Genomic DNA, 25,601 nt, shown 5'->3' with positions numbered 1-25,601 from the left:
CTTGGACCGAAATGCCTTCCGGTTCGAGCCCGCCGTTCAGCTTTGCTGGGCCTTGCGTGCATTCGGCAGGAAGGCCGTGGCCAGGCCCAGCAGCGGCAGGAAGGAAATCACGCCGTACACCCAGACGATGCCGTGCTTGTCGGCCAGCTCGCCCAGCCCGGCCGCGCCTATGCCGCCGATGCCGAACATCAGCCCGAACATCAAACCCGACACCATGCCCACGCGCCCCGGCACCGCTTCCTGCGCATACACCACCAGCGCGGCAAAGGCCGAGGACATCACCAGGCCGATGGCAATTGCCAGCACTGCCGTCCAGAACAGGTTGGCGTAAGGCAGCGCCAGCGCGAACGGCGCCACGCCCAGGAAAGAGATCCAGATCACCGCCTTGCGGCCGATGCGGTCGCCCACCGGTCCGCCGGCAAAGGTACCTGCCGCCACGGCCGCCAGGAACATGAACAGGAACATCTGGCTGTGCTGTACGCTCAGGCCGAAACGCTCGATCAGGTAGAAGGTAAAGTAATTCGTGAACGAGGCGATGTAGACGAACTTGGCGAACATCAAAATGCAGATGACGGCCACCGCGCGGACCACATCGGCCCGGTCCAGGCCCGCGCCCTGGCTTTGCGACAGGCTTTTCGCCTTGGCCGCGCCGTGGTGACGTCCCCAGATGCTCAGGCGGCGCAGCACCAGGATGGCGACGATGGCCACCACCAGGAACCAGGCCACCGCCGCCTGGCCGTGCGGAATAATGATCGCCGCCGTCAGCAGCGGGCCGATCGCGCTGCCGGAATTGCCGCCGACCTGGAAGGTCGACTGCGCGGTGCCGAACTTGCCGCCCGACCCCAGGCGCGCGATGCGCGAGGCTTCGGGGTGGAAGGTGGCGGAACCGACGCCGATCACGGCTGCCGCCACCAGCAACATCTCGTAGCTGCCGGCGGTGGCAAGCAGGACGATGCCGATCGCCGTCATCACCATGCCCGATGGCAGCAGCCAGGGTTGCGGATGCTTGTCGGTGTAGATGCCGACCCAGGGCTGCAGCAGCGACGCCGTGATCTGGTAGACCAGCGCCAGGATGCCGATCTGGCCGAAGTCCAGCGCGAAGCTGGCTTTCAGCATCGGGAAGATCGCGGGCAGCATGGCCTGGATCATGTCGTTGAGCAGGTGCGCCACCGCGGCGCCGCCGACGATGGGCAGGAGGAAGCCGTGCGGCTTCTCGGCAGTGAGGGACGTCGGTGCGTCCGGCGTACCGGGTTGGGAAGCTTGTGCAGTCATGAAAAGAACGGAAAGGTGAGTGGCGCCCGGCCCAAGTAATGGGATCGGCGCAAGACTAGAGCATAGTCGAGCCGCTGGTGGCCGTCTCCCGCTAAGCCGTCACCAGCTGTAGAATTCCTGCCATGTCAGTCCACTCTTCCGAAAAACAATCGCATCCTGCGCCGTCCTCGCGTGCTATCGTCGTGATGGAAGACCGCCGGTCCGCCGGCACCTCCACCGGCTGGCACATGCATGCGACCGGCCAATTGCTGTATGCAACCGAGGGCGTAATGCTGGTGCATACCGACGCCGGCTCCTGGGTCGTCACGCCGAACCGCGCCCTGTGGATGCTGCCTGGCCTGCGTCACAATGTCACCATGTCAGGCGATGTGCTGATCCGCACGGCTTACATCGATGTTGCGCAAATACCGACCCTGCCCACCGAAAGCTGTGTGCTGAATGTATCCCCGCTGCTGCGGGAACTGCTGGTCGAGGCCGTGCGCATTTCGCCCTCGACACCGCCGCAAGGACGCGACGCCCGCCTGCTCGATTTGCTGCTCGACGAAATCCGCATTTCCCCCGTGCTGCCGCTGCACCTGCCGATGCCGGACGATCCACGTTTGAGAACGCTGTGCCGCGAACTGAGCGCCAAGCCGGCTGCATCAAGCAGCGCCGCGCAATGGGCAGCCTCGATCGGCGTCGGCGAGCGCACCCTGCACCGCATGTTCGTGAAGGAAACCGGCATGACCTTCGCCACCTGGCGCGAGCAGGCGCGCCTGCTGCATGCACTGCAACGGATTGCGAACGGCGACAAGATCATCGACGTGGCGCTCGACTGCGGCTATGCCAGCCCAAGTGCGTTCGCCGCCATGTTCAAGCGCCATTTCGGCGTGACGCCGACCAGCTTTTTCAAATAACCAGCACTGATAAAGAAAAAGGCCAATCCGAAGATTGGCCTTTTTCCCTGATTCCTTGGTCGGGGCGAGAGGATTCGAACCTCCGACCCCGTGCACCCCATGCACGTACGCTACCAGGCTGCGCTACGCCCCGACTAGTCAACAATTATACCAGAGACAGAAAAATGTCTTAGGTTTTTGTCACACTCCAGTCTTGCTCGAAGCTTACTTCCAGTCCCCGCGCAACTCGCTCACCTGTTCGTACAGGTACTCCGGCGTCGCCTCCTGCGGCGGCACCGGCGCGCCTACCGCCAGCGACAGCTGCGAGCGCAAACCGCGCGTCAGCGAGCGTTCGAACACATTTCCCGGATCGCGCGTGAACACGCTGCCCCACAGCCCGCGCAGCGCCATCGGAATCACCGGCACCTTGCTGCGCTCGACGATCTTCGAAATCCCGCCGCGGAACTCGCTCATGTCGCCGGTGCGCGTCAGTTTCCCCTCGGGGAAGATGCAGACCAAATCGCCCTGGTGCAGGGCCTCGGCAATATCGATAAAGGCGCGCTCCATCAGGAACGGGTCTTCCTTGGCCGGCGCAATCGGAATCGCCTTGGCGGTGCGGAAGATCCAGCCCAGGAAAGGCGTCTTGAAAATGCGGTGGTCCATCACGAAACGGATCGGACGCGGGCTGGCGGCGCCGATCACGATCGCGTCGACGTAGCTGACGTGGTTGCACACCAGCACGGCCGGGCCTTCGTCCGGAATCCGGTCGACGTCCACGGTTTTTACGCGGTGAATCGTGTGGATCAGCAGCCAGGCCAGGAAGCGCATCAGGAATTCCGGCACCAGCGAGAAGATGTACAGCGCCACCAGCGCATTCAATAAGGCAGTGACCAGGAACATCTGCGGAATGGTAAACCCCTGCCCCAGCAGCAGGATGGCCACGCCGGCGGCCGCCACCATGAACAGGGCGTTCAGGATGTTCATTCCGGCAATCGTGCGCGACACGTGTTTCGGATCGCAACGGGTCTGGATCAACGCGAACAGCGGCACGATGAACAGGCCGCCGAACACGCCGATCAATACCACATCGGCCAGGATGCGCAGCGTGCCTGGCAGTTGCAGCAGCGCCATGGCGCCGACCGTCGCCGTATTCGTATAGGCCAGGCTGGCGAAGTACAAATCGATACCGAACACCGACAAGCCGATCGCGCCGAACGGCACCAGGCCGATCTCGACCTTGTGGCCCGACAGCTTTTCGCACAGCAGCGAGCCGGCGCCGACGCCCAGCGAAAACACCGTCAGCAGCAGCACGAACACGCTGTTGTCGCCGTGCAGGTAATCCTTGGCATACAGTGGGAATTGCGACAGCACCAGGGCGCCGTAGAACCAGAACCAGGAATTGCCCAGCATTGACAGGAATACCGTGCGGTTCTGGGCCGAGAAGCGCAAATTGCGGATCGACTCGGCAATGAAATTCTTGCTGACCTGCAGCTCCGGCGCCGGGGCCGGCGAGGCCGGAATCCGCCAGCTCGTCACCAAACCGAGCAGCGCCACGGCGAAGCTGGCGCCGGCCACCAGTTCGATGCCCCAGGGCTTGTGCACCACGAGCAGTGCACCCAGCACCTGGCCCAGCAGGATGCCGACAAAGGTGCCCATTTCGATCACGCCGTTGCCGCCCACCAGTTCCTCGGGTTTCAGGTGCTGCGGCAGGTAGGCATACTTCACCGGTCCAAACAGGGTCGAATGCACGCCCATGCCGACCACGGCGGCGATCAGGAGCCACAGGGTATGCGTCATCCAGCCGATGCCGGCCACCAGCATGATGCCGACTTCGAGCAGTTTGACGAAGCGCGACAGCCTGCCCTTCTCGACCTTATCGGCAATCTGGCCGGCAGTGGCGGAAAACACGACATACGGCAGGATGAACAGGCCGGGAATCAGGTTGTTCAGCAGGCTTGGCTCGAGCGTGGTCCAGGACAAGGCGTCATAGGTGAGCGTTACCATCAGCGCCGTCTTGAACAGGTTGTCGTTGAAGGCGCCCAGGAACTGGGTCCAGAAGAACGGCGAAAAACGGCGTTGGGACAACAGGGAAAACTGGCTCGATTGGCTCATGCTTCGGTCTCGTAGGCGTCGGTGCGGGTGGCGGTGTGTAATTTACAATACCTCGCCAGGCTTGAATACAACTATTTCCCGTGTAGCAATTCAGCCGCCGATAGTAATACTTCTGGTAGCAGTGCGCGATACTGCTGTCATGGGGTCGAACGGGGTTGTTGAGGTCGAGCAAGTGCAACACTACCAGCCCCTGCGCCCGGCTAGGTGCGTGGCGCCACCCTTGCAAGAAGTTCGGTTGACGGCGCCAAAATGCGTTTGAGGCAGCGCAAACGCCATCTCCGTCCACCTTGTTGTGCAGTGCAGCGTGAGTAGAATGCTCGGATGAATCCTCCCAAGCTCCCCAGCCTCCAGCAGCGTGCACCCGATGCACTGCTCGACGATATCGAGCAAGACCTGCTCGACCTTACCACCGCCTCGCTCGACGACGACGGCGCCCCGTCCCCCACCATCACCACCACCGTGGACGAGTTCGATAACGAATTCCTGGCCGAGCTGAGCCTGACAGACAGCGGCCGCCCGCCCTGCTAGGACGCGGCGGCGCCGGCCATCCAGCAGCTCAGCTCAGCGTTTCCAGCCTGATCCGGATCACCTTGCCGACCACCGAAGCCAGCGCCTCGATGCGCGCGATGGCGGCGTCGACGTTCTTTTCGCGCGTCTGGTGGGTGATCATGATGATGTCGGTGCGGGCGTCGCCGCGGGTTTCCTTTTGCAGCACGGCGTCGATCGAGATGCCGGCGTCGGCCAGGATGCGGGTCAGGTCGGCCATCACGCCGAGCTGGTCGTTCACGTACACGCGCAGGTAATAGCTGGTCGTGATTTCCGACATCGGCAGGATGGCCACGTCGGTCATCTGGTTCGGCTGGAAGGCCAGGTGCGGCACGCGGCAGTAGGGGTCGACGGTGGCCAGGCGCGTCACGTCGACCAGGTCGGCGATCACGCTTGATGCGGTCGGTTCCGCGCCGGCGCCCTTGCCGTAGTACAGGCTGGCGCCGACGGCGTCGCCCTGTACCAGCACCGCGTTCATGGCGCCTTCGACGTTCGCGATCAGGCGCGTGGCGGGGATCAGGGTCGGGTGCACGCGCAGCTCGATGCCTTCGACGCCGTCGGTGTGCACACGCCGGGTGATGCCCAGCAGCTTGATGCGGTAGCCCAGTTCCTGGGCGTAAAGAATATCGTCGGCCTGCAGCTGGCTGATGCCTTCCACGTGGGCCTTGTCGAACTGCACCGGAATGCCGAAGGCAATCGCCGACATGATGGTGAGCTTGTGCGCCGCGTCCACGCCTTCGATGTCGAAGGTCGGGTCGGCTTCGGCATAGCCGAGTTCCTGCGCCTGCTTCAGGACGGTAGCAAAATCCAGGCCTTTGTCGCGCATCTCGGACAGGATGAAATTGGTGGTGCCGTTGATGATGCCGGCCACCGATTCGATGCGATTCGCCGTCAGGCCTTCGCGCAGCGCCTTGATGATCGGCACGCCGCCGGCCACGGCCGCCTCGAAGGCGACCATCACGCCCTTTTCCTGGGCGGCGGCAAAGATCTCGTTGCCGTGCAGGGCCAGCAAGGCCTTGTTGGCGGTGACCACGTGCTTGCCGTTGGCGATCGCGCGCAGCACCAGTTCGCGCGGCAGTTCGTAGCCGCCGATCAGTTCCACGACGATGTCGATGTCCGGGCTGTCGACCACCAGGAAGGGATCGTTGACGATCTCGACCTGTCCGTTGGTCAATTGCGCAGCGCGCTCCACGTTGCGCGCGGCAACCATGGTGATCTCGATGCCGCGGCCGGCGCGGCGGCGGATGTCTGCGCCGTTGCGTTGCAGGACGTTGAAGGTGCCGGCACCAACCGTGCCGATGCCGAGGAGGCCAACTTTGATGGGATTCATGAGCAGTGTGTCAGTTTCAGCGCGCGTGGCGTCGTCGGTAACCGTCGAGGAAGCGGGCGATACGGCCGCAGGCATCGGTCAGGTCGTCGGAGTTGGGCAGGAAGACCAGCCGGAAATGGTCCGGCGCAGTCCAGTTGAAGCCGGTGCCCTGCACCAGCAAGACCTTTTCCTCGGCCAGCAGCTCGCAGATGAACTGCTGGTCGTCGGCGATCGGGTACATCGCCGGGTCCAGGCGCGGGAACATGTAGAGCGCCGCTTTTGGCTTGACGCAGGACACACCCGGGATAGAAGTCAGTAATTCGTAGGCCAGGTCGCGCTGCTTCAGCAGGCGTCCGCCCGGGCGCACCAGGTCGTCGATGCTCTGGTAGCCGCCGAGCGCGGTCTGGATCGCAAACTGCCCCGGCGCATTTGCGCACAGGCGCATCGAGGCCAGCATGTTCAGGCCTTCGATATAGTCTTTCGCGTGGCGCTTCTCGCCCGACACCACCATCCAGCCGGCGCGGTAGCCGCAGGAGCGGTAGTTCTTCGACAGGCCGTTCAGGGTGACGAACAGCACGTCGTCGGCCAGCGCGGCGATCGACTCGTGCACGTGGCCGTCGTACAGCACCTTGTCGTAGATTTCGTCGGCGTAGATGATCAGGCCATGCTGGCGCGCCAGCTCGATGATCTCGAGCAGGATCTCGCGCGGATACAGGGCGCCGGTCGGGTTGTTCGGGTTGATGACGACGATCGCGCGCGTGTTCGGGGTGATCTTGCGCCGCATGTCGGCGATGTCCGGCATCCAGTCGGCCTGCTCGTCGCAGATGTAGTGCACCGGGGCGCCGCCGGCCAGGCTGACGGCGGCGGTCCATAGTGGATAGTCCGGGGCCGGCACCAGTACTTCGTCGCCATTGTTCAACAGGCCCTGCATGGCCATGACGATCAGTTCCGATGCGCCATTACCCAAATAAATGTCGTCGATGCCGACACCCGCGACCCGCTTTTGCTGGGTGTAGTGCATGATCGCCTTGCGTGGCGCGAACAGGCCCTTGGAATCGGTATACCCGGCGGCGCCCGACATGTTGCGGATCATGTCCTGCATGATCTCGTCGGGCGGATCGAAACCGAAGACGGCCAGGTTGCCGATGTTCAGCTTGATGATCTTCTGGCCGTCGTCTTCCATCTGGCGCGCCTTTTGCAAAGCCGGGCCGCGGATCTCGTAGCAGACATCGTCGAGCTTGTTCGATTTCAGAATCGGTCGCAAATTGTCACCTGTAGTTGGCCCGCATGTTGCAGTGCGAAAAATACCATTCTGCCGAAAGCGCCAGATTTAAGCAACCTCGCACCAGATCGAGGCGCGCGTAAATGGCCTGGATGACGAAACGCTTATAATGGGCCGCTTGTTCCTATTCATTTTTACACGCCATGAAGCTGCATTCCGACGATAACCAGCAATACCAGACCGTGACCGGTTACGATGCTTCCGGCGTCGAGATCAATGCCGAGCGTTTCAACTACAGCCTGCTGGTGATGCCGGAAACGCCGCCGCGCCCGTGGGACGTGACGCGCTTTGAAGACCTGACCGCCCAGCATTTCGAGCAGATCGCGCTTGATGCGCCCGACGTCGTCATCCTCGGCACCGGCGAGCGCCAGCGCTTCGTGCATCCGCGCCTGATTACCAGCCTGACCGACAAACGCACCGGCGTCGAAAGCATGGACAGCCAGGCCGCCTGCCGCACCTATAACGTGCTGATGGGCGAAGGCCGCAAGGTGACCCTGGCCCTGATCATCGACGCGGCGTAAATCCGGGTAAAAACGATATTTGCATGCGGAGCCTCCTGTGCAAATATCCTTTGCACGGCGTTTCAATCGAACGCCCCTCCTTCGGCTCCTCGTGTACATTCCGATTATTGTGGTTGAAAGGCAATCTTTCGCCCCCATCTGGCGCATCGAGCACCGCCCGGGTGACGTATCGGCACTACCACCCGGCAGCGGCGCAGATTATGATAAGGGCTTGAACCAGCCCGATACAGTCCAGGAGAATTCACGTGGCCGACAGCCCAAGCGCAGCATCCGTAGAGAACTTTAGCGCCGCCATGACCGGCGACCAGACCTTCCAGCTTGGCGGCCGTCCCGCGAAGTACACGGTGCTGTATTTCTACCCCAAGGACAACACCCCCGGCTGCACCACCGAAAGCATCGCCTTCCGCGAAAAGCACGACGAATTCCTGGCCGCGAATACCGAAATCTACGGCATCAGCCGCGATTCGATGCGCTCGCACGAAGGCTTCAAGTCCAAGCTCGGCCTGCCCTTCGAACTCATCTCCGACCCTGAGGAACTGGTGTGCAACCAGTTCGGCGTCATGAAGATGAAGAACATGTATGGCAAGCAAGTACGCGGGGTCGAGCGCAGTACGTTTGTCGTTGACGCTCAAGGCCGATTGGTGAAAGAATGGCGTGGCGTGAAAGTTGCCGATCACGTCGATGAAGTGCTGGAATTTGTGAAGAGCCAGCCTTGAACGGATGGCTCCAGTCGATCAACCTGCTGGACCCTTATCGCTTATTTTGAGTCGCACCGTTTCATCTCAGCATCATTTCAATCTGGCTGCCTGCCAAGGCGCGTTTTTGTTCAACGCCTCTATCTCCTTGGCTCGCGCCCCCGCAACATTTTTCCAGTGCATAGAATCCGCCCGGCAGTGCGTTTTTCCAAACGCGCTGACGCGAGCGTCCTCCACTTTTTTAGATTGAGAACCTGATGCCACTACCAAAAATTCCAACGAAACCGGCCACGCTGCTGCCGGTAAATGAATACCCCAAGGCCGAACCCGGCAAGTCTCCTGTGCGCGCCGTTGCTGCGCCGGTCGAGGCCGATCCTGTCGAAGATCTCATCAGCGGCAAGGCCGTGCCTGCCGCCAAGTCCACCCGTGGCCGCAAGGACAAGGCCACGCCGCTGTCTGCCGTACCTTCGCAGCAAGCCGCACCTGAGCGCCCAGCCCGCGTCGACACCGTTGCCAAGCTCAAGGAAACGGACATGGACGAGCCGCATCCGGCCAAGCACAAGCCGGTCGAGGTCAATGTCAAGTCCTCCACCAGCCGCAGGGCCGACCGCACCGGCAAGACCAAGGTCTTCGTGCTCGACACCAACGTGCTGATGCATGACCCGACCTGCCTGTTCCGCTTCGAGGAACACGACGTCTACCTGCCGATGATGACGCTTGAGGAACTCGACGACCACAAGAAAGGCATGTCCGAGGTTGCGCGCAACGCCCGCCAGGTGTCGCGCACCCTGGACGCCCTGATCGCCGACATCGACGACGACACCATCGAGGCCGGCATCGAACTGGCCAAGCTGGGCAACAAGGACGCCAAGGGCCGCCTGTTCTTCCAGACCAAACTGCAGAACGGCCCTACCCTTCCTGAAGGCCTGCCGGTCGGCAAGGCCGACAACCAGATCCTTGGCGTGGTGAAAGCCTTGGCAAGCGAGCAGCCGGACCGCGCCATCGTGCTGGTGTCGAAAGACATCAACATGCGCATCAAGGCGCGCGCCCTGGCCTTGCCGGCGGAAGATTACTTCAACGACCATGTGCTGGAAGACACCGACCTGCTGTACTCGGGCATCGTCCAGCTGCCGGACGACTTCTGGGACAAGCACAGCAAGAACATGGAGTCGTGGCAAGACACGCGTGCCGGCACTACGTTCTACCGCGTGACCGGTCCCTTCATCAACAGCCTGCTGGTGAACCAGTTCGTCTACCTGGAGTCCAACGATTCGCCCTTCCAGGCGCAGGTCAAGGAAATCAACGGCAAGACCGCCGTGCTGCAAGTGCTGCGCGACTACAGCCACAACAAGAACAGTGTCTGGGGCATCACCGCGCGCAACCGCGAGCAGAACTTCGCGCTGAATTTGCTGATGAATCCGGAATGCGATTTCGTTACCCTGCTCGGCCAGGCCGGCACCGGCAAGACCCTGCTGGCCCTGGCCGCGGGCCTGGCGCAAGTGCTGGAGACCAAGCAGTACAACGAAATCATCGTCACCCGCGTGACGGTGCCGGTGGGCGAAGACATCGGCTTCCTGCCGGGCACCGAGGAAGAAAAGATGTCGCCGTGGATGGGCGCGTTCGACGACAACCTCGAAGTGCTGAACAAGTCGGACAACGACGCCGGCGACTGGGGCCGTGCCGCCACGCAGGACCTGATCCGCTCGCGTATCAAGATCAAGTCGCTCAACTTCATGCGCGGCCGTACCTTCGTGAACAAGTTCCTGATCATCGACGAGGCGCAGAACCTGACGCCGAAGCAGATGAAGACCCTGGTCACGCGCGCCGGTCCTGGCACCAAGATCCTGTGCCTGGGTAACATCGCCCAGATCGACACGCCTTACCTGACCGAAGGCTCGAGCGGCCTGACCTACGTGGTCGACCGCTTCAAGGGCTGGGCGCACAGCGGCCACGTGACGCTGGCGCGCGGCGAACGTTCGCGTTTGGCGGATCACGCGAGCGACGTGTTGTAAGCGTCTTCGCTTCATTAGCTGACAAGCAAAACCTGCGCGCCTCAGGGCCCGCAGGTTTTTTTACGGCCATCGAATCACGTTACCGCTTCGGTTTAATACGTACTCATGCATGGGCGTAGGGTGGGCTCTCGAGCCCACGCGGTACGGCGGTTGATGCACGATTGCGTATGCAAACAAATGAATTGCGTGCGTACCGATTTCCATTCGACGCCGTCGCATATCATGCGATGAGACCGCGTGGGCTCGAGAGCCCACCCTACGCCAGCCTCGAAGCAGTTGGATCAAAATGAGCTACGTGTATGCTCACAAAACAAAAACGCCCGGCATATTAGCCGGGCGTTTTTCATTTCAATGCGCGCAGCGCACCATTACATGATGTGCTTGCCAATCCACCAGGCAATCGCCGCCACGAAGGCTGCTGCCGGAATGGTGAAGATCCACGCCCACACGATGTTGCCCGCCACGCCCCAGCGCACGGCCGAGGCCTTCTGCGAGGCGCCCACGCCGACAATCGCGCCGGTGATGGTATGGGTGGTCGAGACCGGAATGCCCCAGAAGCTGGCCATCAGCAAGGTCATGGCGCCGCCGGTTTCCGCGCAGAAGCCGCCAACGGGCTTGAGCTTGGTAATCTTCTGGCCCATGGTCTTGACGATGCGCCAGCCGCCGAACAGCGTGCCGAAGCTGATCGCCGCGTAGCAGGAGATGATGACCCAGGCTGGCGGATGCGCGTCGCCGGCATTCACGTAGCCGGCAGCGATCAGCAGCATCCAGATGATGCCCATGGTCTTTTGCGCGTCGTTACCACCGTGGCCGAGCGAGTAGCCGGCCGCCGACACCAGCTGCAGGCGGCGGAACCAGACGTCCACCTTGCGCGGCGTGCTCTTCACGAAGACCCAGGACACGATCAGCATGATGATCGAACCGAGCACGAAGCCCAGCAGCGGCGCCAGCACGATAAAGGCGACCACTTTCCACAGGCCGGCCGAGATCAGCGCGCCGGTGCCCGACTTGGCCACTGCCGCGCCGACCAGGCCGCCGATCAGGGCGTGCGAGGACGACGAAGGAATGCCGTAGTACCAAGTGATCACGTTCCAGACGATGGCCCCGACCAGGGCCCCGAAGATCACGTAATGGTCGACGATGTGCGGATCGATGATGTCCTTGCCGATCGTCTGCGCCACCTTCATGTTGACCACGAAGATCGCCACGAAGTTGAAGAAGGCCGCCATGGCAACCGCCGATTGGGGCTTGAGGACGCCGGTCGAGACGACGGTCGCAATCGCGTTCGCCGAATCGTGGAAGCCATTCATGAAGTCGAAGACCAGTGCGAGCAGCACCAGCAAACCCAGCACGTAAATGCTGATGGTGAGATGTTCCATAATTATTTTTGTTCTAAGGAAGCTTACGCGTTCTCGACAATGATGCCTTCGATGATGTTGGCGACATCTTCGCAGCGGTCGGTGACGGTCTCGAGGATCTCGTAGATCGCCTTCATCTTGATCAGGTTACGGACGTCCGGTTCGTCGCGGAACAGTTTGCTCATCGCCGCGCGCATCACGTGGTCGGCGTCGGATTCGAAGCGGTCGATTTCTTCGCAGATGGCGACGATCTTCTGGGCATTGCCCATGTCGTGCAGCAGGGCCACGGCTTCCTGGACCTTCTGGCAGGCCGACAGGCACAGTTCGGCCAGGCGCTTGGCTTCCGGCGTCACGGCGTGCAGGTCGTACAGGGAGATGGTTTGCGCGGCGTCTTCCATCATGTCGAGGATGTCGTCCATGCGCGTGATCAGCTTGTGGATGTCGTCGCGGTCGAGCGGGGTGATGAAGGTCTTGTGCAGCAGGTCGACGGTGGCGTAGGTGATCTTGTCCGCCTGTTTTTCGATGCTTTCGACGGCGTGCACGCGGTTTTCCAGGTCGTCGAAGTTGGTCATCAGGCCAACCATTTCTTGCGCACCCTTCACGCACAGCGCTGCGTGCTGGTTGAACAAATCAAAAAACTTGCCCTCGGTGGGCATCAGGCGTCCAAACATGTATTTCTCCGTGATAAAACTCTTGGGACTGCGAGGGGCTGTGGACCAAGGGGTCCACGGCGCCGCAATATCGGCTTAATCGCCTTGGTAGACGGCGAGGTTGCCGCTGTAGTTGCCAAACTTGGTGTACTGACCGATCCAGGTGAGGCGAATCGCCCCGATCGGACCGTTACGCTGTTTGCCGATAATGATTTCGGCCGTTCCCTTGTCCGGCGAATCGGGGTTATACACCTCGTCGCGGTACAGGAAGATGATGACGTCCGCATCCTGCTCGATTGCGCCGGATTCGCGCAAGTCGGACATGACGGGACGCTTGTTCGGACGCTGTTCCAGCGAGCGGTTCAGCTGGGACAGCGCGATGACCGGGCAGTGCAGTTCTTTTGCCAGGCCCTTCAGCGAACGCGAGATTTCGGAAATCTCGGCGGCGCGGTTGTCGCCCGGCTGGCTACCCTGCATCAGCTGCAGGTAGTCGACGATAATCAGGCCGAGTTTGCCGCATTGGCGGGCAAGGCGGCGCGCGCGTGCGCGCATCTCGATCGGATTCAGCGCCGGTGTCTCGTCGATGTAGAGCTGGGCGTCGTTCATCTTCTGGATCGCATGCGTCAGGCGCGGCCAGTCTTCGTCGTTCAGGCGGCCGGTACGCAGGCGGTGCTGGTCGAGCTGGCCGACCGAGCCCAGCATACGCATGGCCAGCTGGGCGCCGCCCATCTCCATCGAGAACACGGCAACCGGCAGGCCGGCTTCGATGGCGACGTTCTCGCCGATGTTCACCGAGAAAGCGGTCTTGCCCATCGACGGACGGCCGGCCACGATCACCAGGTCGCCCGGCTGCAGGCCCGAGGTCATCTTGTCGAGGTCGATGAAGCCGGTCGGCACGCCGGTGGTCTCGCCCTGGTTTTCGCGCGAGTACAGTTCGTCGATGCGCTCGACCACCTGCGTCAGCAGTGGCTGGATCGGATTCCAGCCCTGGGCGCCACGGGCGCCCTGCTCGGCAATCGCGAAGATCTTCGACTCGGCCTCGTCCAGCATCTGCTTGACTTCCTTGCCTTGCGGATTGAACGCATTGCCCGAGATTTCGTCGGCAACGGTGATCAGCTTGCGCAGGATGCCGCGATCGCGCACGATCTCGGCGTAACGGCGGATATTCGCGGCCGATGGCGTGTTTTGCGCCATCGCGTTCAGGTATTGCAGGCCGCCCACGTCCTCGGCCTTACCGAGCGAGACCATGGCCTCGTAGACGGTGATGACGTCGGCCGGCTTGCCGCTGTTGATCAGCCGGACCATCTGTTCGAAGATGATGCGGTGGTCGTAGCGATAAAAATCTTCCGCGTGCATGAAGTCGGCAATACGGTCCCACGCCGCGTTATCGCGCAGCAGGCCGCCAATGACGGACTGCTCTGCTTCGATGGAGTGCGGGGGGATGCGCAGCGATTCGATCTGCGGATCTGCGGGGGTATTCATGGCGGGCATTATACCTGCTCCGGTCACACGGCTGAAATAATTGGCGACTTTTGGGTCATAAAAAAAGCCGGGCGAACCCGGCTTTTTCCAGAATACAACAACTAATTATTGTTAAATAATCAGCGGCAATTCAACGTCACTTAGGCAGCTTCGCCAACGACAGCGATCGTGATTTCCACGACGACGTCGGTGTGCAGTGCGACCGCAACCGGGTGTTCGCCGGTGGTTTTCAGCGGGCCGGTCGGCAGGCGCACTTGCGACTTCTCGACGGCGAAACCTTGCTTGGTCAGGGCTTCGGCGATGTCGAAGTTGGTGACCGAACCGAACAGACGGCCATCGACGCCGGCTTTTTGAGCGACGGTGATGGTCATGCCGCCCAGCTTGTCGCCTTGGGCTTGCGAAGCCGACAGCTTTTCAGCAGCCGCTTTTTCCAGCTCGGCGCGCTTGACTTCGAACTCGGCCACAGCGGCCTGGGTTGCGCGGCGGGCCATCTTTTGCGGGATCAGGAAGTTACGTGCGTAACCGTCCTTGACCTTGACGACGTCGCCCAGGTTGCCGACGTTAACGACTTTTTCCAAAAGGATAATTTGCATATTTTTCTCCAGGATGTTCTGAACTGAGCAGCGCGATTAAGCGTTGTGCAGGTCGGTGTACGGCAGCAGCGCGAGGTAGCGTGCGCGCTTGATCGCGGTGTCGACCTGACGCTGGTAGTGCGCCTTGGTACCGGTCAGGCGTGCCGGCATGATCTTGCCGTTTTCCTGGACGAAGTCTTTCAGGGTGTCGACGTCTTTGTAGTCAACTTGTTCAACGCCGGCGGCGGTGAAGCGGCAGAACTTCTTGCGCTTGAACAGCGGGTTCTGCTGTTTGCGCTTCAGTTTTTCCTTGGCTTTGTTTTTGTCGAACTTTTTACCGAATGCCATTTGAGGCTCCTGTATCTAAAAGGTGGGCCGCTGATAATTTAAGCGGCGGCACTGAAATCAATGATGTGAAACACCAGGGCTTTGCTGTTGCGGTTCTTCTTGGCCAGAAATCCCGTGAACTGGTGGGCGGCGCCCAACTCGGCGCTGGCGAAGCGGCCCGAAATTTCTCCCGCGGCAAACGCGGCAATTTCGAACTCCACCAGCCGCGTCACTCCTGCCTCGACCTGCTGCGAACTGTGCAGCAAGATTGCCGAAACGATCGGCACGCCGGCCGGGGTGTAGCGCAGTACGTCGCGTTCAGCGATGGTGGCGACGACTTGTAACTGGTTCACTTCTTGGCGGACCGGAGTCCGTTCACGATTCTGGCAAAAAAAACTTAGGCAGCAGCAGGGGCTGGGGCAGCAGCAGCCGCTGGGGCTTCTGCGCGGTGGCTCTTGGCTGCGTCTTCGCGCTGGACCGACTTCATCATTGGCGATGGAGCGGTTTCAGCTTTCTTCATCTTCACGGTCAGGTGACGCAGCACGGCATCATTGAACTTGAATGCGGTTTCCAGCTCGACCAGGGTTTCGTTGTCGCACTCGATGTTCATGCAGATGTAGTGTGCCTTCGGCAGCTTCTGGATCGAGTAAGCCATCTGGCGACGGCCCCAGTCTTCCACGCGATGGATGTTACCGCCGCGCGCGGTGACGCTGGCCTTGTAACGCTCGATCATCGCCGGGACTTGCTCGCTTTGGTCCGGGTGGACGATAAAAACGATTTCATAATGACGCATGCAACACTCCTTGAGGACGTTTAAACAAATGCCCACCTCGGCGTCAAGACGAGTGTGGGAAGGGAAAGCCGGCAATTATAGCGCGAAGCCGGCGGCGTGGCAATCGCGGAGCCAGCATCGCTGCCTGTACCGCTTCCGCGACAGCCGGGCAAGAGAAAATGCGGATTTAATTGCGTTTTCCCTTGCATTATGAGAAGCACTGTACAAAAATACAGTCTGAATCGATAACCAGTGGTATACCCATGCTCAAGCTCACTGCAAGGCAAGAACAGATCCTCAACCTGATCAAGGAAGCGATCGACAACACCGGCTTCCCGCCGACCCGCGCCGAGATCGCGAAGGAATTGGGCTTCCGCTCGGCCAACGCGGCCGAGGAGCACCTGCAAGCCCTGGCACGCAAAGGCGCGATCGAGATCGTCTCGGGTACGTCGCGCGGCATCCGCCTGCTCGGCAACACGGCCGAACCGGCGCTGCCGGCCATCCCGCCTGCCCTCCTGATGTCGCTGCCGCTGGTCGGCCGCGTCGCTGCAGGCTCGCCGATCCTGGCACAGGAACACGTGGAAGCCACCTATAACGTCGACCCGGCCATGTTCGCCGCCCGGCCCGACTTCCTGCTGAAGGTGCGCGGCTGGTCGATGCGCGACGCCGGCATCATGGATGGCGATTTCCTGGCCGTGAAGAAAGTAGACAGCGCCAAGAATGGCCAGATCGTCGTCGCGCGGCTGGGCGAAGATGTGACCGTCAAGCGTTATCGCAAGACGGGCGAGCTGATCGAGCTGCTGCCGGAGAATCCGGACTTCAAGGTGATCCAGGTGGCGCCGGGCGATGAGTTCGCGCTCGAAGGGCTGGCTGTGGGCTTGATGCGCAGCTGGCACTGATGGCTGGTGGGTTCGAGAACCCACCCTACGAGGATGTGAAAAAATCGCCATGGCTGCGTTGCCTTGTCTCNGGTGGCGCCGGGCGATGAGTTCGCGCTCGAAGGGCTGGCTGTGGGCTTGATGCGCAGCTGGCACTGATGGCTGGTGGGTTCGAGAACCCACCCTACGAGGATGTGAAAAAATCGCCATGGCTGCGTTGCCTTGTCTCGCCGTACGCTCGTACTGTCTTCGACTCGGCGCCTTGCCCTGACAATTTTTTCACATCCTCTACGTAGAAAAGGCTGCTGACGCGGCCTTTTTTTACAGATCGTGGAATGGCGCGGGGTGGTAGGGTGGGCACTTGTGCCCACGCGGTACAGCATAAGAATGTCGCACACGGTCCCGGCAGGTTAGCTGGACGATGCGATGCGTATCGATCGAGCGTTTTACCGCGTGGGCACAAGTGCCCACCCTACCTGTAAACTTCCGCGTCATCGGCAACAGCCGGTGGGTTCGAGCCCCCCCCAACACCGGCTCACGTGGCGTATGTTTTACTTGCGCTTGCCGGACAACGACTCGTCCTTCGGCGCCTTGTTCACAATGGCATTGTGCTCGGCGATATACGCCTCGGTCGCCGAACGCCACACCGCCACGTCCGCCAGCGTCATCTTGGCGCCGACCTTGGCTTCTTCCGACACGTTCTCCTGCACCTGCGCCAGGTGGGCCTTGGCCTTTTCCATCTCGGCCGCGTTCATCAGCTTGGCAATGTCGGCCGGGATCCGGTTCGTCAGGGGCGTGACCGCGTTCAGGTTCTGCACGAAGCCGTTGTAGCAATCCTGCCACTTGTTGATCGCGTTCGCGACCCGGTCGATCTCGTCGCTCTGCTTCGAGATCGGCGGCACGCGCGGCGCCGTGCAGTGGAACTTGCCGGACCTCAGGTCTTCGCCATCGTACTTCGACACCCAGTAGTCGATGTCGGCACGGCGCTCCACGCGCTGCTGCATGATCACCAGCGAATCGGCGGCCACCTTGTTGCCCTTGGCCGCGGCCTTGGTGAACCACGCCGTGGCCTTGGCCTCGTCGACCTCGCCCGCCTCGCCATACCAATACATCTGGCCCAGGCTCTGCTGGGCCTCGACGTTGCCGGCGTTCGCCAGCCTGGTGTACAGCTTCATGGCCTCGGGATACTTCTTCTGATCGAACAAGGCCTTGGCGTCTTCCAGCTCGCCCGCATGGACTATGCCCGCCAGCAGCAGGCCGGCAAACAGCAGCGCAGTTTTCTTCATGTTGTCGCGTCCTTTGTGATGGCTCAGGCGTCCAGCGCTGCGCGGAAGTCTTCCAGCAGATCGGCGCTGTCCTCGATGCCCACCGAGACCCGGATCAGGGACTCGGCAATGCCCATGCTGGCGCGGCGCTCGGCGCCCATCTCGAAGAAGATCGTGTGCGCCACCGGAATCACCAGGGTACGCGTGTCGCCCAGGTTGCTTGCCGGGATGGCGAGCTGCAGGCGGTTCAGGTAATCGAAGCAGTCGATGCCGTCCTTCAGCTCAAAGCTCAACAGCGAGCCGCCGGCGCGGAACAGTTCCTGCGTCACGCCATGCTGCGGGTGCGACGCCAGGCCCGGGTAATGCACGGCGGCCACACGTTCGTCGGCCTCCAGCATCTGCGCCAGCGCCAGCGCATTCGCCGTGGTGCGCTCCATGCGCAGCGCCAGCGTCTCGGCGCCCACTGCAATGTGGTGCGCCGCTTCCGGCCCCAGCGAGGCGCCGAAGTCGCGCAGGGCTTTCGCGCGCAATTGCGCCATGCCCTGATTGGCGGCCGGCTGCTTGCGGAAGTTGTCGGCAATGTTCGGGTAGGCGCTCCAGTCGAACAGCCCGGTATCGGTCAGCGCGCCGCCGAGGGCGATGCCGTGGCCGGCAATCGACTTGGTCAGCGAATTCACGACCAGGCCCGCACCCACGTCCTTCGGGCGGAACAGATACGGCGTGGTCATGGTGTTGTCGACCACGTACAGGATGCCGCGCGCACGGCACAGTTCGCCGATGCGCTTGAGGTCCGCGACCTGGGTGCGCGGATTGGCGATGGTCTCGACGAATACGAAGCGCGTATTCGGCGTCAGCGCCGCTTCCACGTTCGCCACGTTGGTGGCGTCGACAAAGGCCACGTCCACGCCTTGCCCCGCCACCGTTTGCCACAAGCTGTTGGTGTTTCCGAACAAAAAGCTCGACGAGACGATGTGGTCGCCCTCTTTCAGCAGCGCCTGGAACAGCGCGCCGATGGCCGCCATGCCGGTGCCGAAGCACAGGGTGGCGACGCCGTCTTCCATCTTGGTGAGCTTGTCTTCCAGCGCGGAGACGGTCGGGTTGCCCTGGCGCCCGTAGCGGAAGCCCGGTTCCTTGCCCTGGAACACCGAGGCCAGCTGGCGCGCATCGTTGTAGCCGAATGCCACCGAAGTGTGCACCGGCTTGTGCAGCGAGCCCTGCTCGATCGTCTTGCGGCGGTCGTTGTGCAGGATGGTGGTGGTGAAGCCGTACTGTTTGTCGCTCATCGATCTTCCTGCCAATTATTCCGCGGCCACAGGCGGATTCAAATTCAGCTGGGTGCGCACCTCGTCCTCGGGACGCGCCTTGCCGCCGTTGTGGCGGGCCGATTCCAGGTTGTCGAGGTAGGCCGGGGTCACGTCGCCGGTCACGTACACGCCGTCGAAGCACGAGGCCTCGAAGTTGGTCAGTTCCGGGTTCACATCCGAGATCGAACGCTTCAGCGCGTCGATGTCCTGGTAGACCAGGCGGTCGGCCGTGATTTCCTTGCACACCTCTTCAACCGTGCGGCCATAGGCGATCAGCTCGTCGCGGGTCGGCATGTCGATGCCGTACACGTTCGGGAACAGCACCGGTGGCGCGGCCGAGGCGAAGAACACCTTGCGGGCGCCGGCTTCGCGCGCCATCTGCACGATCTCGCGGCTGGTGGTGCCGCGCACGATGGAATCGTCGACCAGCAGCACGTTCTTGCCCTTGAACTCGGAACCGATGGCGTTCAATTTCTGGCGCACCGATTTCTTGCGCATGCCCTGCCCCGGCATGATGAAGGTGCGGCCGATATAGCGGTTCTTGATGAAACCTTCGCGGTATTCCACGCCCAGCTTCAGCGCCAGCTGGATCGCGGCCGGACGCGAGGAATCCGGGATCGGCATGACCACATCGATTTCCTCGACCGGGATTTCCTTGCGAATCTTATCTGCCAGGTATTCACCCATCTTCAGGCGCGTGGCATACACCGAGGCGCCGTCGATTACCGAATCCGGGCGCGCCAGGTAGACGTATTCGAAGGCGCAGGGGTTCAGCGATGGGTTCTCGGCGCACTGGCGCGCGTGGAGTTGCCCATCTTCGCCGATGAACACGGCTTCGCCCGGCGCAATGTCGCGCACGAAACGGAAACCGATGCCTTCCAGGGCCACCGATTCGCTGGCGACCATGTATTCGACGCCATTTTCTCCTTCGTTCATGCCCAGGCACAGCGGACGGATGCCGTAGGGGTCACGGAAGGCCAGCATGCCGTGGCCGGCGATCTGGGCGACGACGGCGTAGGCGCCGCGCACGCGCTTGTGGACGATGCCGACCGCCTTGAAGACGGCCTCGGCATCGAGCGAATAACCATTAGCCGCGACCTGGATCTCGTGCGCCAGCACATTCAGCAGCACTTCCGAGTCGGAGTTGGTGTTGATGTGGCGGCGGTCGTTGCGGAACAGTGCGTCTTTCAATTCCGCCTGGTTGGTCAGGTTGCCGTTGTGGGCCAGGGTGATGCCGAACGGCGCGTTCACGTAGAACGGCTGCGCTTCCTCTTCGCTCGACGAGCCGGCGGTCGGGTAGCGGCAGTGGCCGATGCCGGTGTTACCCTGCAGCGAACGCATGTTACGGGTGCGGAACACGTCGCGCACCAGGCCGTTGGCCTTGTACATCGAGAACATGCTGCTGTGATTGGTTGCAATGCCCGCCGCATCCTGGCCGCGGTGCTGCAGCAGCAGCAATGCGTCGTACAAGAGCTGGTTGACGGGAGTTTGCGAGACGACGCCGACGATGCCACACATGGTGTGCTCCTAAGAACTGAATGCCGTTACAGAAAGATCAAAACTGAACATGCTGCGCCAGGGCAGCGGGAAGGAAAGGCTTGACCGTGCGTGCACCGGTCTCCGCCAGGGGCGACAACAGCGCTTCTTTCCAGAATGCTTGTTGAGGGATGGAAGTCATCGAACACACTATAACGGCGGCCAGCACCATGACAACACCGCGCGCCAGGCCGAACAGGCCGCCGAGGCCGCGGTCCGCCAGGGTCAGCCCGGCTGCCTCGATCAGCGAACCGAGCGCCAGCGCCAGCAATCCCATCAGGATGCGCACACCGAGGAACAAGGCGACAAAGGCCACCATCAGGCGCACCGTTTCGCCGGGAATCATTTCCGGCAGCAGCGGCGCCAGCTGGGCGCCATAGGCATTCGCGACCACAAAGGCGACGACCCAGCCCAGCAGCGACAGGATTTCCTTCACCAGGCCACGCATGGTGCTGATGATGACGGAGGAAATCAGCACGAACAATACCAGATAATCGAAAATCGTCACGCTGCCCCGACCACGCTTACACCGGAACCAGGAAACCGCTGAAGCCCTGGGCGCTCAGCCTGGCGCGCGCCTTTTCCGCTTCTTCGCGGCTGCCGAACGGCCCCACCTGGACCCGGATCAGCTCGCCCGACTTGCGGGTATGGGCGCTGACGCCGGCGGCGCGCAGCCTTGCCTGCAATTCGGCCACCTTGTCCTGGCTCGCCAGTGCGGCCACCTGGACCACGAAACGCTGGCTGGCCTCGGACTTGGCGGCGGCGGGCTTTTCGGCCTTGTCGGCTGGCTTGCCTTCGAGCAGGGCCAGCGCCCGTGCGGCGTCCTGGTCTTTGGTACGCGGCTTGTCTTCGGGCTTTTTCTCGTCCGCCTTTTTCGGCTCGGGCTTCTTCGGCTCCGGCTTAGCCTCGGGCTTCTTCGGCTCGGGCTTGTGCTCGACGGGCTTCGGTTCCGGCTTCTTCGGTTCCGGCTTCGGTTCGGCTTTATGTTCCGCCTTGGGCGCAGGCTTCGGTTCCGGCTCGGCGTACACCAGCTCTTTCGGATCGAACTTAGGCGCCTGGGCCGTACGCACCGGCGGCGGCGCGGCTTGCGTCGTACCCTGCGTCGTGCCTTGAGTAGAAGCAGGCGGCGCCGGCGGATCGATGATTTCCTCGTCCTGGTCGACGCTGTCGGCAGCCGGCACCGGGCTCGGCGGCACAGGCAGGGCCGGCGCCTTGTCCTTGGCCGGGATATCGATGGCAATGTCGCCCACCAGCGGACGCGGTTCGGAGTCGAGCAGCATCGGCAGGCCGACGGCGGCGGCCAGCGCCAGCGCGATCGCGCCTACCAGGCGGCGCCGTGCGCGCTTCTTCTCAGGCAGCATGGGGTCGCCACCGCTGCGGCTGCGGCGCGAGGCGCTTGCCGCTTCGCCCGCGTAGGCAGCCCGCTTGGCACGGGCGCGCTCGGCAAGATTGTCGTCGTCGCGGGAGAAATGACCACTGTCCTGGGCAGTGCTTTCTTGCTTGTTTTTACTAAAGATCGAGAACAAGCCCATGCGTCTTAATCAGTGAAGAGAGTTTTTTCGGGCCGCCATCACGCCGGCGACGGTATAGAACGAGCCAAAGACCACAATTCTATCATTCTCCCCGGCACGGCTCACCGCATTTGCGAATGCGGCGGCCGGATCGGCGAAACTGGTCACTGAAAAGTCCTCTTCTTTCGCGCCGGCAGGCTTCAGCGCGGCCACCTGTTCGGCCAGTTGTTCGCCCTTTGCCGAGCGCGGCGACGGCAGGTCGGCCAGGCACCAGTGGTCGACCAAACCGGCCATGGGGGCGAGCACGCCGGCGATGTCCTTGTCTTCCATGATGCCGAACACGGCATAGGTATAGCGATGGAAACCCATGTTGCCGAGGTTCTGGGCCAGGGTGGCCGAGGCATGTGGGTTATGCGCCACATCGAGCACCGTGGTCGGGCGGCCCGGCAGTACCTGGAAGCGGCCCGGCAGTTCCACCAGCGCCAGCCCCGTGCGCACTTCCTGGGCGCCAGCCGGGAGTTGCATGCGCAGGGCCTCGAGTGCTGCCAGCGCCGCCGAGGCGTTCAGCAACTGGTTCGCGCCGCGCAGGGCCGGATAGGCCAGCGAATTGCGGCGCTGGTTGCGTCCGCCCCAGCTCCACTGCTGCTGGTCGCCCTGGTAGTTGAAGTCGCGGCCGATCAGCCACAAGTCGGCGCCGATGTCCTCGGCGTGCTTGATCAGGGTGCTTGGCGGCACCGGGTCGCTGCAGATCGCGGTCTTGCCGGCGCGGAAGATGCCAGCCTTTTCGAAGCCGATGGCCTCGCGCGTGTCGCCCAGGTAGTCGGCATGGTCGATGTCGATGCTGGTGACGATGGAGACGTCGGCGTCGATCACGTTCACTGCGTCCAGGCGCCCGCCCAGGCCCACTTCCAGGATCGCCACGTCGACGCCGGCTTTCGAGATCAAATGCATGATGGCCAGGGTGGTGAACTCGAAATAGGTCAGCGAGATGTCGCCGCGCTGGGCTTCCACGTAGTCGAAAGCCTCGACGATGGCGTCGTCGCTCGCCATTTCGCCGTTGATGCGGGCTCGCTCGTTGAAGTCGAGGAAGTGCGGCTTGATGTAGAGGCCGACGCGGTAGCCGGCATGCAGCAGGACCGATTCGAGCATGGCGCAGGTCGAGCCCTTGCCGTTGGTGCCGGCCACCATGATCACCGGGCAGGCGAAGGCCAGGCCCATGCGCTCCTTGACGGCGCGCACGCGGTCCAGGCCCATGTCGATATAGGTTTCGGCGTGGCGCGACTCGATCAGCGCCAGCCACGCAGGCAAGGTGGTGGGGAGGTTTTGCATGGATTAATGTTGAGACGCAATAAGGATGAACGGCCGGCGGCCCGCGTGGCGGACGGCCGGCCGTCAGGAGCGATGTGCGATGCTGTTATTCGGCGACGACTTCGGCAGCCTGGTTCTGCAGCAGGGCCAGCAGGCGCGCGATTTCTTCGCGCATCTTGCGGCGGTCGACGATCATGTCGACGGCGCCCTTCTGCACCAGGAATTCGGCGCGCTGGAAGCCTTCCGGCAGTTTTTCGCGCACGGTGTTTTCGATCACGCGCGGGCCGGCGAAGCCGATCAGGGCTTTCGGTTCGGCAATCACGACGTCGCCCATGAAGGCGAACGAGGCCGACACGCCGCCCATGGTCGGGTCGGTCAGCACGCTGATGAACGGCAGTTTTTTCTCGGACAGCTTGGTCAGCATGGCCGTGGTCTTGGCCATCTGCAGCAGCGACAGCAAGCCTTCCTGCATGCGTGCGCCGCCGGTGGCGGTGATGCAGATGAACGGCACTTTCTGTTCCAGTGCGATCTGGGCGCCGCGGGCGAAGCGTTCGCCGACGACCGAGCCCATCGAGCCGCCCATGAATTCGAATTCGAAGCAGGCCACGACCACCGGCAGGCTCATGATCGAGCCGCCCTGGACGATCAGCGCGTCGGTTTCGCCGGTGGCCTCCATCGCGGCCTTCAGGCGGTCCGGGTACTTCTTGCTGTCCTTGAATTTCAGGGTGTCGACCGGCAATGCTTCCTGGCCGATTTCATAGCGGCCGCCTGCGTCGAGCAGCGCGTCGAGGCGTTCTCTGGCGCGGATACGCATGTGGTGGTCGCACTTCGGGCAAACGTGCTGGTTCGCGTCCAGGTCGGCGCGGTACAGCACGGCTTCGCACGATGGGCACTTGACCCACAGGCCTTCCGGCATGGTCTTGCGATTGGCGGCATCGGAGCGCTGGATCCGTGGGGGCAGCAGTTTTTCCAACCAACTCATGTTATCTCCTTTGCGGCGTTTCTGAAGTTGGGGCGTAGTGTAGCCGCTAGCGCCGGGCTTGTCGACCGCTTGGCTTTCTGACAATTACGCCGAAGTGGGCTTACTTACCGACCTCGACCGTCGTGAACTCGAAACCGCCGATGCGGGCGGGCGGCAATCAAGTTATACACGTTCTTCCAGACTTACACAAAGCTAAGTCTACTTAACTTTCCGCTGGATTCCTGCTTCGCTGGGGCTGGTTTCACCCTGTATTTCGCGCGTATGTTGGCGATCCTGGCGTACAGGCGGGCCAGCTTGGTTTTTGCCTTACTGCGATTACATGAACCCTTTGTTTTGCGCGACAAAGCGCGTGACAGGCGTCGAAGTCGGTTCAGGAATGTCTGTAGTGGTTTGGGTCCAACGATTTTCTCTCCCGTCGACAAGGTGACCAAGTGCGTTACCCCGAAGTCGACACCTACCGCGCCTTGGTTTTTGGCTTGTGGCAAATGTGCGTCGGAAGTGTCGATAGTGATACCGACATACCAGTGGTCGGCTGTGCGCGAGATGGTCGCAGAGACAATCCGCCCCGAAAAGCGCAGGGTTTCGCGCATCCTGACCCATCCAAGTCTTGGGATAGGGATGCGTTTACCATCGATCTGGAACTGGTCGGTGGTCAATGTGAAGCGGTCGTGGGTGCCCTTGCGCCGAAAGCGTGGGTAGCGCGCCCGTTTATCAAAGAAATTCTGGAAAGCGCGGCCCAACTGCCTGATCGCCATCTGGGGCGCATTCTTCGTTACTTCCAGCATCCACGGGAACTGAATGCGCTTGATCGCGTTTAGTTGGCGCCCCAATACCGCTTGGTTTGGCCTGGGCAAAGCTGGGTTAACCTTGCACGCCTCGAATTGTCGCTCGCATTCGACCAGTGCCCAGTTGTAGGCGAAACGTGCAATTCCTGCTGCACGCGCCAGATGCGTTGTCTGCGCTTTGTTGGGGTCGAGCCGGATACGGTGGGCCAGGATCATTCCATTGAGCCTCCTTTACTCAATGTCTGAC

At 62.1% G+C, this 25,601-nt stretch carries 25 protein-coding genes and 1 tRNA gene; 6 read left to right on the top strand and 20 right to left on the bottom strand.

The window, feature by feature from the left end; translation table 11 throughout:
- Positions 1 to 36 precede the first annotated feature (36 nt).
- Positions 37 to 1,272, bottom strand: a complete 1,236-nt coding sequence (locus tag QWL29_RS14780; protein ID WP_305823644.1) for an MFS transporter — start codon at positions 1,270 to 1,272, stop codon at positions 37 to 39.
- Between the two features lie 122 nt (positions 1,273 to 1,394).
- On the opposite strand from QWL29_RS14780, the gene QWL29_RS14775 reads away from it, so the two are divergent.
- Positions 1,395 to 2,168, top strand: a complete 774-nt coding sequence (locus QWL29_RS14775; protein WP_305823643.1) for an AraC family transcriptional regulator — start codon at positions 1,395 to 1,397, stop codon at positions 2,166 to 2,168.
- 56 nt (positions 2,169 to 2,224) lie between these two features.
- Here QWL29_RS14775 and QWL29_RS14770 read toward each other — a convergent pair.
- Positions 2,225 to 2,301: transfer RNA gene (locus QWL29_RS14770), tRNA-Pro, on the bottom strand.
- Positions 2,302 to 2,372: 71 nt separating this feature from the next.
- Complete coding sequence (locus QWL29_RS14765) at positions 2,373 to 4,259, bottom strand: MFS transporter (RefSeq protein WP_305823642.1); 1,887 nt, start codon at positions 4,257 to 4,259, stop codon at positions 2,373 to 2,375.
- A 321-nt stretch (positions 4,260 to 4,580) separates the two neighbouring features.
- Between QWL29_RS14765 and QWL29_RS14760 the strand changes: the two genes are divergently transcribed.
- A complete protein-coding gene (locus tag QWL29_RS14760) occupies positions 4,581 to 4,787 on the top strand; it encodes a hypothetical protein (RefSeq protein WP_305823641.1) in 207 nt (68 codons plus the stop codon).
- 28 nt (positions 4,788 to 4,815) lie between these two features.
- Here QWL29_RS14760 and QWL29_RS14755 read toward each other — a convergent pair whose 3' ends face one another.
- The gene (locus QWL29_RS14755) at positions 4,816 to 6,135 is read right to left on the bottom strand and encodes a homoserine dehydrogenase (protein WP_305823640.1); all 1,320 of its coding nucleotides are present in this window, start codon (positions 6,133 to 6,135) and stop codon (positions 4,816 to 4,818) included.
- Between the two features lie 16 nt (positions 6,136 to 6,151).
- Positions 6,152 to 7,378: a pyridoxal phosphate-dependent aminotransferase gene (locus tag QWL29_RS14750; protein WP_305823639.1), complete on the bottom strand. Its 1,227-nt coding sequence runs from the start codon at positions 7,376 to 7,378 to the stop codon at positions 6,152 to 6,154.
- A 161-nt stretch (positions 7,379 to 7,539) separates the two neighbouring features.
- On the opposite strand from QWL29_RS14750, the gene QWL29_RS14745 reads away from it, so the two are divergent.
- The 3 genes from QWL29_RS14745 to QWL29_RS14735 all read left to right on the top strand — a co-directional run bounded on the left by QWL29_RS14745 (position 7,540) and on the right by QWL29_RS14735 (position 10,624).
- A complete protein-coding gene (locus QWL29_RS14745; RefSeq protein WP_305823638.1) occupies positions 7,540 to 7,917 on the top strand; it encodes an Mth938-like domain-containing protein in 378 nt (125 codons plus the stop codon).
- A 245-nt stretch (positions 7,918 to 8,162) separates the two neighbouring features.
- Positions 8,163 to 8,633, top strand: a complete 471-nt coding sequence (locus QWL29_RS14740; protein ID WP_305823637.1) for a peroxiredoxin — start codon at positions 8,163 to 8,165, stop codon at positions 8,631 to 8,633.
- A 236-nt stretch (positions 8,634 to 8,869) separates the two neighbouring features.
- Positions 8,870 to 10,624 carry a PhoH family protein gene (locus QWL29_RS14735; RefSeq protein WP_305823636.1) on the top strand — a complete coding sequence of 585 codons (1,755 nt, stop codon included), beginning with the start codon at positions 8,870 to 8,872 and terminating at the stop codon, positions 10,622 to 10,624.
- Positions 10,625 to 10,992: 368 nt separating this feature from the next.
- Here the strand turns inward: QWL29_RS14735 and QWL29_RS14730 are convergent, their stop codons facing one another.
- The 7 genes from QWL29_RS14730 to rpsF form a co-directional block, all read right to left on the bottom strand.
- Positions 10,993 to 12,003, bottom strand: coding sequence for an inorganic phosphate transporter (locus QWL29_RS14730; protein WP_305823635.1), 1,011 nt, complete (start codon positions 12,001 to 12,003; stop codon positions 10,993 to 10,995).
- 23 nt (positions 12,004 to 12,026) lie between these two features.
- Positions 12,027 to 12,653: a DUF47 domain-containing protein gene (locus QWL29_RS14725; RefSeq protein ID WP_229438932.1), complete on the bottom strand. Its 627-nt coding sequence runs from the start codon at positions 12,651 to 12,653 to the stop codon at positions 12,027 to 12,029.
- A gap of 75 nt (positions 12,654 to 12,728) precedes the next feature.
- Positions 12,729 to 14,114, bottom strand: a complete 1,386-nt coding sequence (locus tag QWL29_RS14720; RefSeq protein WP_305823634.1) for a replicative DNA helicase — start codon at positions 14,112 to 14,114, stop codon at positions 12,729 to 12,731.
- 140 nt (positions 14,115 to 14,254) lie between these two features.
- The gene (gene rplI, locus QWL29_RS14715; protein WP_305823633.1) at positions 14,255 to 14,707 is read right to left on the bottom strand and encodes a 50S ribosomal protein L9; all 453 of its coding nucleotides are present in this window, start codon (positions 14,705 to 14,707) and stop codon (positions 14,255 to 14,257) included.
- Positions 14,708 to 14,743: 36 nt separating this feature from the next.
- Positions 14,744 to 15,034 (bottom strand): 30S ribosomal protein S18, encoded by a 291-nt coding sequence (gene rpsR, locus QWL29_RS14710; protein ID WP_036249492.1) that lies wholly within the window; start codon positions 15,032 to 15,034, stop codon positions 14,744 to 14,746.
- A 38-nt stretch (positions 15,035 to 15,072) separates the two neighbouring features.
- Positions 15,073 to 15,366 carry a primosomal replication protein N gene (priB, locus tag QWL29_RS14705; RefSeq protein WP_305823632.1) on the bottom strand — a complete coding sequence of 98 codons (294 nt, stop codon included), beginning with the start codon at positions 15,364 to 15,366 and terminating at the stop codon, positions 15,073 to 15,075.
- A 44-nt stretch (positions 15,367 to 15,410) separates the two neighbouring features.
- Complete coding sequence (rpsF, locus tag QWL29_RS14700; RefSeq protein ID WP_305823631.1) at positions 15,411 to 15,806, bottom strand: 30S ribosomal protein S6; 396 nt, start codon at positions 15,804 to 15,806, stop codon at positions 15,411 to 15,413.
- Positions 15,807 to 16,048: 242 nt separating this feature from the next.
- Between rpsF and lexA the strand changes: the two genes are divergently transcribed.
- On the top strand, positions 16,049 to 16,684 hold the full coding sequence (gene lexA / locus QWL29_RS14695; RefSeq protein WP_305823630.1) for a transcriptional repressor LexA: 636 nt from the start codon (positions 16,049 to 16,051) through the stop codon (positions 16,682 to 16,684).
- A 530-nt stretch (positions 16,685 to 17,214) separates the two neighbouring features.
- Here lexA and QWL29_RS14690 read toward each other — a convergent pair.
- The 8 genes from QWL29_RS14690 to QWL29_RS14655 form a co-directional block, all read right to left on the bottom strand.
- Positions 17,215 to 17,949, bottom strand: a complete 735-nt coding sequence (locus QWL29_RS14690; RefSeq protein WP_305823629.1) for a tetratricopeptide repeat protein — start codon at positions 17,947 to 17,949, stop codon at positions 17,215 to 17,217.
- A 23-nt stretch (positions 17,950 to 17,972) separates the two neighbouring features.
- On the bottom strand, positions 17,973 to 19,211 hold the full coding sequence (locus tag QWL29_RS14685; protein ID WP_305823628.1) for a cystathionine gamma-synthase family protein: 1,239 nt from the start codon (positions 19,209 to 19,211) through the stop codon (positions 17,973 to 17,975).
- Positions 19,212 to 19,226: 15 nt separating this feature from the next.
- Complete coding sequence (gene purF, locus QWL29_RS14680) at positions 19,227 to 20,750, bottom strand: amidophosphoribosyltransferase (RefSeq protein ID WP_305823627.1); 1,524 nt, start codon at positions 20,748 to 20,750, stop codon at positions 19,227 to 19,229.
- Between the two features lie 37 nt (positions 20,751 to 20,787).
- Positions 20,788 to 21,276: a CvpA family protein gene (locus QWL29_RS14675; RefSeq protein ID WP_305823626.1), complete on the bottom strand. Its 489-nt coding sequence runs from the start codon at positions 21,274 to 21,276 to the stop codon at positions 20,788 to 20,790.
- A gap of 16 nt (positions 21,277 to 21,292) precedes the next feature.
- Positions 21,293 to 22,300: an SPOR domain-containing protein gene (locus QWL29_RS14670; protein ID WP_305823625.1), complete on the bottom strand. Its 1,008-nt coding sequence runs from the start codon at positions 22,298 to 22,300 to the stop codon at positions 21,293 to 21,295.
- Positions 22,301 to 22,309: 9 nt separating this feature from the next.
- The gene (gene folC / locus QWL29_RS14665) at positions 22,310 to 23,608 is read right to left on the bottom strand and encodes a bifunctional tetrahydrofolate synthase/dihydrofolate synthase (protein WP_305823624.1); all 1,299 of its coding nucleotides are present in this window, start codon (positions 23,606 to 23,608) and stop codon (positions 22,310 to 22,312) included.
- Between the two features lie 85 nt (positions 23,609 to 23,693).
- Positions 23,694 to 24,569: an acetyl-CoA carboxylase, carboxyltransferase subunit beta gene (gene accD / locus QWL29_RS14660; RefSeq protein WP_305823623.1), complete on the bottom strand. Its 876-nt coding sequence runs from the start codon at positions 24,567 to 24,569 to the stop codon at positions 23,694 to 23,696.
- 182 nt (positions 24,570 to 24,751) lie between these two features.
- Positions 24,752 to 25,570 carry an RNA-guided endonuclease InsQ/TnpB family protein gene (locus QWL29_RS14655; RefSeq protein ID WP_305823622.1) on the bottom strand — a complete coding sequence of 273 codons (819 nt, stop codon included), beginning with the start codon at positions 25,568 to 25,570 and terminating at the stop codon, positions 24,752 to 24,754.
- Positions 25,571 to 25,601 lie beyond the last annotated feature (31 nt).

The sequence above is a fragment of the Massilia brevitalea genome, from assembly GCF_030711405.1.
GTDB classification, from domain to species: Bacteria; Pseudomonadota; Gammaproteobacteria; order Burkholderiales; family Burkholderiaceae_D; genus Telluria; species Telluria brevitalea.
The sequence above is the reverse complement of the archived record's forward strand: the minus strand, read 5'-3'. Positions and strand labels throughout refer to the sequence as shown.